The 542-nt window shown below is 55.7% G+C and carries 1 protein-coding gene; it reads right to left on the minus strand.

Going from position 1 to position 542, the window contains the following annotated elements; translation table 11 throughout:
- A partial coding sequence (locus tag NR073_RS11385) for a hypothetical protein (RefSeq protein WP_256748836.1) occupies window positions 1–542 on the minus strand: 542 nt, incomplete at both ends.

The following is a 542-nucleotide window of genomic DNA, read 5'->3' on the forward strand; positions in this document are numbered from 1 at the left end:
CGGGCTCTCGCTCCCTGCTCTCGGCCCGCCCCTTCTCCCTTTTCTCCTCTTTTCCTTTTTCCTTTTCCTCTTCCCTTCCCTTCCCTTCCCTCCCCTTTTTTCCCCTCTCCTTCTCCTTCTCTTTCCTCCTTCCCTTCCCTTCTCTTTCTCCCTCCTCTCCTTCCTTCTCCCCTCCCCTCTTTCTCTTCCTTTCCCCCCCTTCTTCCTTCCCCCTCCTCCTCCTCCCTCCCCCCTCCCTTCTCTTCCTTTTCTTTCCTCCTCTTCTCCTCCTTCTTTCTTTCCCTCCCTTCCCTCCTCTTTCTTCCCTTCCTCCCTTCCTTCCCCTCCCTTTTCCTTTTCCCCTTCTTCCCTCCCCTTCCTTTCTCTTCCCCTTTTCCCCCTCTTTTTCTCCCTCCCCTTTCCCCTTCCCTTCTTCTCCTCCTTCTTCTCTTTCTTCTTCCTCCTCCCCTTCCCCTCTCCTTCTCCTCTCCCTTTTTCCTCTCTTCTTCTCTCTCTCTTCCTTCTCCCCTTCCTCTTCCTCTTCTGGCCGGGCCCCCACGGCT

This window comes from Micrococcus sp. Mcc28 (genome assembly GCF_024519775.1).
In the GTDB taxonomy this organism is placed as follows: domain Bacteria; phylum Actinomycetota; class Actinomycetes; order Actinomycetales; family Micrococcaceae; genus Micrococcus; species Micrococcus luteus.